This window comes from Vibrio sp. zbq_1 (assembly GCF_043102935.1).
GTDB classification, from domain to species: Bacteria; Pseudomonadota; Gammaproteobacteria; order Enterobacterales; family Vibrionaceae; genus Vibrio; species Vibrio parahaemolyticus.
In genome coordinates, this window is the sequence record NZ_JBICJH010000035.1 from 1 (window position 1) to 6,341 (window position 6,341).

At 43.5% G+C, this 6,341-nt stretch carries 6 protein-coding genes and 4 tRNA genes; 3 read left to right on the forward strand and 7 right to left on the reverse strand.

Annotated features, from left to right (window positions below):
* The 5 genes from ACF8CV_RS16535 to ACF8CV_RS16555 form a co-directional block, all read right to left on the reverse strand.
* Window positions 1-263, reverse strand: a 263-nt coding sequence (locus tag ACF8CV_RS16535; RefSeq protein WP_245398261.1) for a GTP-binding protein, incomplete at its 3' end; no start/stop codon positions are given.
* Window positions 264-366: 103 nt separating this feature from the next.
* Window positions 367-442, reverse strand: a tRNA-Thr gene (locus ACF8CV_RS16540).
* Between the two features lie 13 nt (window positions 443-455).
* A tRNA-Gly gene (locus tag ACF8CV_RS16545) sits at window positions 456-530 on the reverse strand.
* A gap of 35 nt (window positions 531-565) precedes the next feature.
* Window positions 566-650: transfer RNA gene (locus ACF8CV_RS16550), tRNA-Tyr, on the reverse strand.
* A 36-nt stretch (window positions 651-686) separates the two neighbouring features.
* Window positions 687-762: transfer RNA gene (locus ACF8CV_RS16555), tRNA-Thr, on the reverse strand.
* A 206-nt stretch (window positions 763-968) separates the two neighbouring features.
* On the opposite strand from ACF8CV_RS16555, the gene coaA reads away from it, so the two are divergent.
* Entirely contained in the window at window positions 969-1,892 is a 924-nt protein-coding gene (gene coaA / locus ACF8CV_RS16560; RefSeq protein WP_015297458.1) for a type I pantothenate kinase, read from the forward strand.
* A gap of 6 nt (window positions 1,893-1,898) precedes the next feature.
* On the opposite strand, the gene birA is transcribed toward coaA, so the two are convergent.
* Both birA and murB read right to left on the reverse strand, forming a co-directional pair.
* A complete protein-coding gene (gene birA / locus ACF8CV_RS16565) occupies window positions 1,899-2,864 on the reverse strand; it encodes a bifunctional biotin--[acetyl-CoA-carboxylase] ligase/biotin operon repressor BirA (protein ID WP_005478002.1) in 966 nt (321 codons plus the stop codon).
* Complete coding sequence (murB, locus tag ACF8CV_RS16570; RefSeq protein ID WP_020839817.1) at window positions 2,861-3,904, reverse strand: UDP-N-acetylmuramate dehydrogenase; 1,044 nt, start codon at window positions 3,902-3,904, stop codon at window positions 2,861-2,863. The genes birA and murB overlap by 4 nt, the downstream gene beginning before the upstream one ends.
* 100 nt (window positions 3,905-4,004) lie before the next feature.
* Here murB and ACF8CV_RS16575 point away from each other — a divergent pair, with 100 nt between their 5' ends.
* Window positions 4,005-4,433, forward strand: coding sequence for a GNAT family N-acetyltransferase (locus ACF8CV_RS16575; RefSeq protein WP_005497562.1), 429 nt, complete (start codon window positions 4,005-4,007; stop codon window positions 4,431-4,433).
* A gap of 74 nt (window positions 4,434-4,507) precedes the next feature.
* On the forward strand, window positions 4,508-5,848 hold the full coding sequence (pssA, locus tag ACF8CV_RS16580; RefSeq protein ID WP_023624203.1) for a CDP-diacylglycerol--serine O-phosphatidyltransferase: 1,341 nt from the start codon (window positions 4,508-4,510) through the stop codon (window positions 5,846-5,848).
* The last annotated feature ends 493 nt before the right edge of the window (window positions 5,849-6,341 follow it).

The following is a 6,341-nucleotide window of genomic DNA, read 5'->3' on the forward strand; positions in this document are numbered from 1 at the left end:
TAGTCAGCGTGTCCTGGACAGTCAACGTGTGCGTAGTGACGTGATGGAGTGTCGTACTCAACGTGTGAAGTAGCGATTGTGATACCGCGCTCACGCTCTTCTGGAGCGTTATCGATAGATGCAAAGTCTTTCGCTTCACCGCCGTAAACTTTAGCTAGAGTAGTACAGATAGCTGCAGTTAGAGTTGTTTTACCGTGGTCAACGTGGCCGATAGTACCAACGTTAACGTGCGGTTTCGTACGTTCAAATTTTTCTTTAGACATGAGTGGTCCCTCTAGGTACGGATTTTTGGTGGCCCAAATTGACCACGCAACCAAATAAAGATTATTGGTAAATCTAATATCAAAAGGAGATAACTTTGAGAGCTGGTGCTGATAGGCAGACTCGAACTGCCGACCTCATCCTTACCAAGGATGCGCTCTACCACCTGAGCTATATCAGCACTCAAATTAGAGTGGAGCGGGCAGCGGGAATCGAACCCGCATCATCAGCTTGGAAGGCTGAGGTAATAGCCATTATACGATGCCCGCAACACGTAACTCTGAGAGCTATTTCCTAAAGAATATGGTGGAGGGGGACGGATTCGAACCATCGAAGGCAGTGCCGGCAGATTTACAGTCTGCTCCCTTTGGCCACTCGGGAACCCCTCCAAATTTTTAAGCCATTCTAACTACTAAAGGAAAGAATGGTGCCGACTACCGGAATCGAACTGGTGACCTACTGATTACAAGTCAGTTGCTCTACCTACTGAGCTAAGTCGGCATAAGTGGTGCGCATTCTATTGAATGATTTTCTAGGTTGCAATAGCTATTTAAAAAAAAGTCGTAAAAATCGTTTTTTTAGTTTCAATTGCTGCAAAATCATACAAACCTCGCTTTTTAAAGCAAACTTTCGTGCTTTGTCGTTTGCTTTGCACGGTGCTTGTTGTATGTTCTTGCTCTCTACTAAACCAAGGATAAAAGAGACCCATGAGTCCATTTTTGTCATTTGACCGTGCCGAGTGGGCAGAACTGCGTAATTCTGTTCCGATGACACTCTCTGAAGACGATCTAAAGGCGCTTCAAGGCATAAATGAAAACCTCACTATGGAGGAAGCGGTAGAGATCTACCTTCCTTTGTCTCGTCTACTCAATTTATATGTACAGGCTCGCCAAAGTCGCAACTCTGTTCTTCAGCAGTTTCTAAATACCGAGGAACACGCTCCGCCATTTGTTATTGGCATTGCGGGTAGTGTGGCTGTTGGAAAAAGTACAACAGCACGCATTCTTAAAGCACTGCTTTCTCGTTGGGAAAATCATCCCAAAGTCGCCTTAGTTACAACGGATGGCTTTCTGTATCCCAAAAAGGTTTTGGAAGAGCGCGGTATCATGCATCGAAAGGGTTTTCCCGAATCTTACGACATCAAACGTTTGGTAGAATTTGTTTCTGATGTAAAGGCGGGCAAGCCAAATCTTGAAGTACCTGTTTACTCACACATCACATACGACATTACTGATGAGCTAAAAAAAGTCGACCGACCTGACGTGCTTATTATTGAAGGCTTAAACGTATTACAAAGCGGTATGGACTACCCACATGATCCACATCGAGTATTTGTATCTGATTTTCTTGATTTCTCAATTTATGTTGATGCGGAAAGTGAAACGATAGAGCAGTGGTATGTCGAGAGATTTTTGAAGTTTCGCCGCGGAGCTTTTACTAAACCAGGCTCCTACTTCAGCCACTATACGCAGCTGTCGGTCGATGAAGCGAAAAGTAAAGCGAAAGAAATTTGGCGCAATATTAATGGACTCAATCTGGAATTGAATATTCTTCCAACCAGAGAAAGAGCCCATTTGATCCTCCACAAAGGTGCTAACCACCTTGTCGACAAAGTATCGCTAAGAAAGTAAAGGGGCTCAGTCCCCTTTTCTCAACGAAATTTCTCCGCCAATGTAGGTTTCCAAACCATTTTCAGTTTTGAGCACCACCCCACCCTGTTGGTCGATACCTTGTACCACTCCGTGTATTTCTCTCGGTCCCATAAGAAGCTTAACCGGTCGACCGATAAAGTTGTCCAAACGATTCCAACGTTCAACAAAACCACCCAGTCCAGTCAGTTCATATTCTTCTAACGCGGCTTTCCAATGATCGATAAGACGTATCGCCAATTGAGTTCTATCGATACTCACTTCATTGGAAATTTGGTTGAGTGTTGTCCAAGGTTGATCAATACCGGGCTGCACATCAGGCATGCCAATATTTAATCCCATTCCAATCACTAAGTGAGCTGCGCCTCCTGCTTGACCAGACATCTCCACTAAAATACCGGCTAGTTTTTTATCTTGATAGTAGATGTCGTTTGGCCACTTAAGCTTAACACCTTGGATACCGATACTTTCCAGTGCTTCGACTGCAGCAATACCCACGACCAAACTCAGTCCCATCGCTGCCGCCATACCCGCATCTAAACGCCAGTACATAGACAAATACAGATTGGTGCCAAATGGCGATATCCATTGACGTCCGCGACGACCGCGCCCCTGCGCCTGATATTCAGCGATACAAACTCGCCCTTTATCGGATTCACTGACTTTCTCTAACAAATATTGATTCGTTGAATCGATCACGGAAATCAGTTCTACCGGAGTGCTAATGGCATTTTTCAGACGAGTTTCATCGAGTAATTGAAGAGGATGAGCCAGTTGATAGCCTCGTCCTTGGATACGATAAATATCCACTCCCCAATCATTCAACCCTTTAATGTGCTTTGCAATTGCCGCTCTAGAAATGCCCAGTTGTTGTCCAAGCATTTCACCTGAATGAAAACCGCCATCGCTGAGTGTTTTAAGGATATGTAGCTTCACTGAGTGTTCTTTTCTCATTGAGCCGCCTCAATCTTAGCGAGATTAGTTTCACCTTGACGATTCATAAAACGCACTTCGTGTTCGAGTTCAATTTGGTACTTATCCCACACCGCCCTTTTCACCAGAGAAGCAAGTGCAACCACGTCATCAGCACTGCAGTTGTCGACATTTGTTAATACCAACGCTTGTAAAGGGTTCACCTGAGCACCGTTGACTGAAATACCTTTCAAACCACACTGGTCAATCAGCCAACCGGCTGCCACTTTCATTCCCTCGTTTGCAGGGTAAGCCACCATGTCGCTATGCTTTCGAATGAGTTGATCATAATGATCTTGGCTGATCACAGGGTTTTTAAAGAAACTCCCTGCGTTACCGACTTTAGCTGGGTCTGGCAGTTTCTCCATACGAACTTGGCACACACGTTCAAATATTGCATTTGGACTTAATTCGTTTTCAGGGATGTTTTGTAACGGCCCATATTGATTCTTCGGCGTCCATCGCTTCGGCAGCTTCAAGCCAATGGCTGTGACAAAGCATTTTTCATATAGATCATGTTTGAAAACTGAATCTCGGTACCCAAATTCGCAGTCTTCCGCACTCATCCGCCTCGTTTTTAAAGTCGTCAAATCCAATACATCGACGTAGCTACAAAGATCTTTTAGTTCAACCCCGTATGCGCCGATGTTTTGGATCGGAGCTGACCCAGCACAACCGGGAATCAAAGCTAAGTTTTCGATCCCGCCCATACCTTGGGCAACACACCAAGCCACCAAACTCGGCCAATCCTCCCCACCTTGAACATGCAGAAGATAATCTTCATGGGTTTCTGAAACCGATTTCCCCAAAAGGCGGTTAACAATGACGAGACCATCAAAATGTTCAGTAAATAGAACATTGCTGCCTTTACCCAAAAACAACTTCGGCAGACTTTGAAAAGCAGGATTTTGATAGAGGCTGATTACATCATCTATCGAGTCAACAATGGCTAAGTAGGAGCAAGTCTGCTCGATACCAAAAGTGTGAAAAGCCTTGAGGCTTGCGTGTTCTTTAATTTGCATAGTGATTTGCAACGCCAGATAAGATTCTCTTAAACTGGGCACATTCTACCCCAGTTAACTTTTAACCGCAGTGACAATACCTAACTCATTAATCATAGAAGTGTTAAATCCGATCAAACTCCCTTTGATCAAAAAGCTCTATAAAGCCCATTACCCCTCCGGGCGAGCCAAAAAAGATGAACTCATCATCACAGCCAGTCGTGAAGGTGTGATCGTCGCACTACTAAGATTAAAAACTGTAGAGCAATATCGCTTATTAACAGGCATGCTCGTCATCCCAGAAGTTAGAGGCACGAGCGTTGGCCGCACTCTGCTAGAGCATTGCGAGAACAAAGTTTTCGAAGATGGTGATTATTGCTTCGCTTTTAGCTACTTAGAAAAATATTATGCTCAACATGGTTTCGAAACCATTGACAGTCATGAGCTGCCGAACTCCTTAAAGATGGCCTTTCAACGTTATGTTGATAGCGGCAAAGATCTCATTCCAATGCAATTTATCCCTTCAAAGGTTTCAAAGCGTGCGCTTTAGTAGCCAGGGAAATCATATCTTTGGTAAAATATCAGGTTCGCAATATTGCACTAAAATAAGGTACTCACACCGATATGATAGTAAATAGGAATCCATTCGAGCAGTTGCCTAGTCTCGCAATCAATCCTGAAGACTTTGATGTTCTGTACTCTGCAGAAACATTTCGAACTCGTCTTTTAGATGCGATCAGCAAAGCAACGTCACGAATCTACCTAGTCGCTCTATATCTGGAAGATGATGAAGCTGGGCGTGAAATACTCACTGCACTTTACGAAGCAAAGCAGCGTAATCCAGGATTAGACATTAATATCTGTGTTGACTGGCACCGAGCACAACGCGGCCTTATTGGTGCAGAAACATCAGAAGGCAACTCAGCGCTTTATAAAGCGTTTGCTGACCAATACCAACATGCCATCCCTGTTTATGGTATCCCCGTTCGCGGTCGAGAAGTATTTGGTGTACTTCATTTAAAAGGCTTCGTCGTCGACGATACCGTGATTTACAGTGGCGCTAGCCTTAATAACGTTTATTTGCAGTACCATGGCCGCTATCGATTTGATCGCTACCATGTTATTAAGCACAAATCCCTTGCAGATACGATGGTGAACTTCGTTCAAAATGAAATGATTGCTCACCCTGCAGTAAACGACTTGGCCGATCGAGATAAGCCGGAAACCAAAGAAATTAAATCGGCAATTCGCCAACTTCGCTCTTCTCTTGCTCAAGCCAACTATCAATTTGCCCATGAGTCAGCGGCAGAAGATAAAGTAAAGATCACACCACTTGTTGGTCTTGGTAAGCGTCGAAACTTACTAAACCAGCAAATCGTCAAGCTACTAGCAGCAGCAAAAAACGAAATTTTCATCTGTACGCCATATTTTAACTTCCCTAAATCAATTCACCGGGAAGTAAAACGTGCAATGAAACGTGGAGTAAAAGTAACGATCGTGGTAGGAGATAAAACCGCGAACGATTTCTATATCTCTCCAGAAGAAGATTTCAAAACCATTGGTGGTCTTCCTTACCTTTACGAGGTAAATCTGCGCCGCTTTGCCAAAGCAAATGAGGCGAACATTGCGGCTCGTAAGCTTTCTGTGCACTTATGGAAGCATGAAAACAACAGCTTCCACCTAAAGGGTATCTGGGTTGATAAGCGATACATGCTGCTTACGGGTAACAACTTAAATCCGCGTGCTTGGTCTCTCGATCTTGAAAATGGTTTATTGATTCAAGATGACTACGCAAACCTTACTCATAAGTTTGAAGATGAAGTAGCCCGAATCCTTGAACATACGCAGCTAATCTGCACTTACAAACAGTTGGAAAAAGTCGAAGATTACCCGCTTGCTGTACAAAAACTAGTGAGAAAAATCACTCGCTTAAAAGCTGACGGTGTTTTAAAGCGTATCCTTTAAATATCTTCCGCTTATTTGTCTTTCAAAAGTCCAACTTATGTTGGGCTTTTTTTGTACACGGCAGATCAAGTGATTTCCATTTTTCAAAAGACATATCTCACCCTGAAGGCCCCACACACTTTTTAAACATAAATACAGAGCGAGTATTTGATTAGTTCTAAGCACCTTAGAACGGCTTAAAAAATACTTATTAAAGGATTGAAACTAAGCTCACTCTCGAAAAAACAGACAAAGGTGGTTAACACACTATCGAGTTCGCATGCTTAATCTTATAGATTGAATCAAATCGACAAACTCATATTACTCAAGACGATTGGAAATTGGGGAAAGCGAGTCCCGTATCGATATTAGCAAAATAGTAGAGAAGAACGCATTGTAGACTGATGGGACACTTTAAAATGACTAGCTAAGCTTTCAAATCAGTGTAAATGGCGGAGCTATTGGGACAGCAGACCACCGAGAATGGCGTTTCTTGGAAGGGAAAATGACAGAC

Coding starts and splice junctions, on each gene's coding strand:
- coaA (WP_015297458.1), top strand. CDS start 969: ATGAGTCCATTTTTGTCATTTGACCGTGCCGAGTGGGCAGAACTGCGT.
- birA (WP_005478002.1), bottom strand. CDS start 2,864: ATGAGAAAAGAACACTCAGTGAAGCTACATATCCTTAAAACACTCAGC.
- murB (WP_020839817.1), bottom strand. CDS start 3,904: ATGCAAATTAAAGAACACGCAAGCCTCAAGGCTTTTCACACTTTTGGT.
- pssA (WP_023624203.1), top strand. CDS start 4,508: ATGATAGTAAATAGGAATCCATTCGAGCAGTTGCCTAGTCTCGCAATC.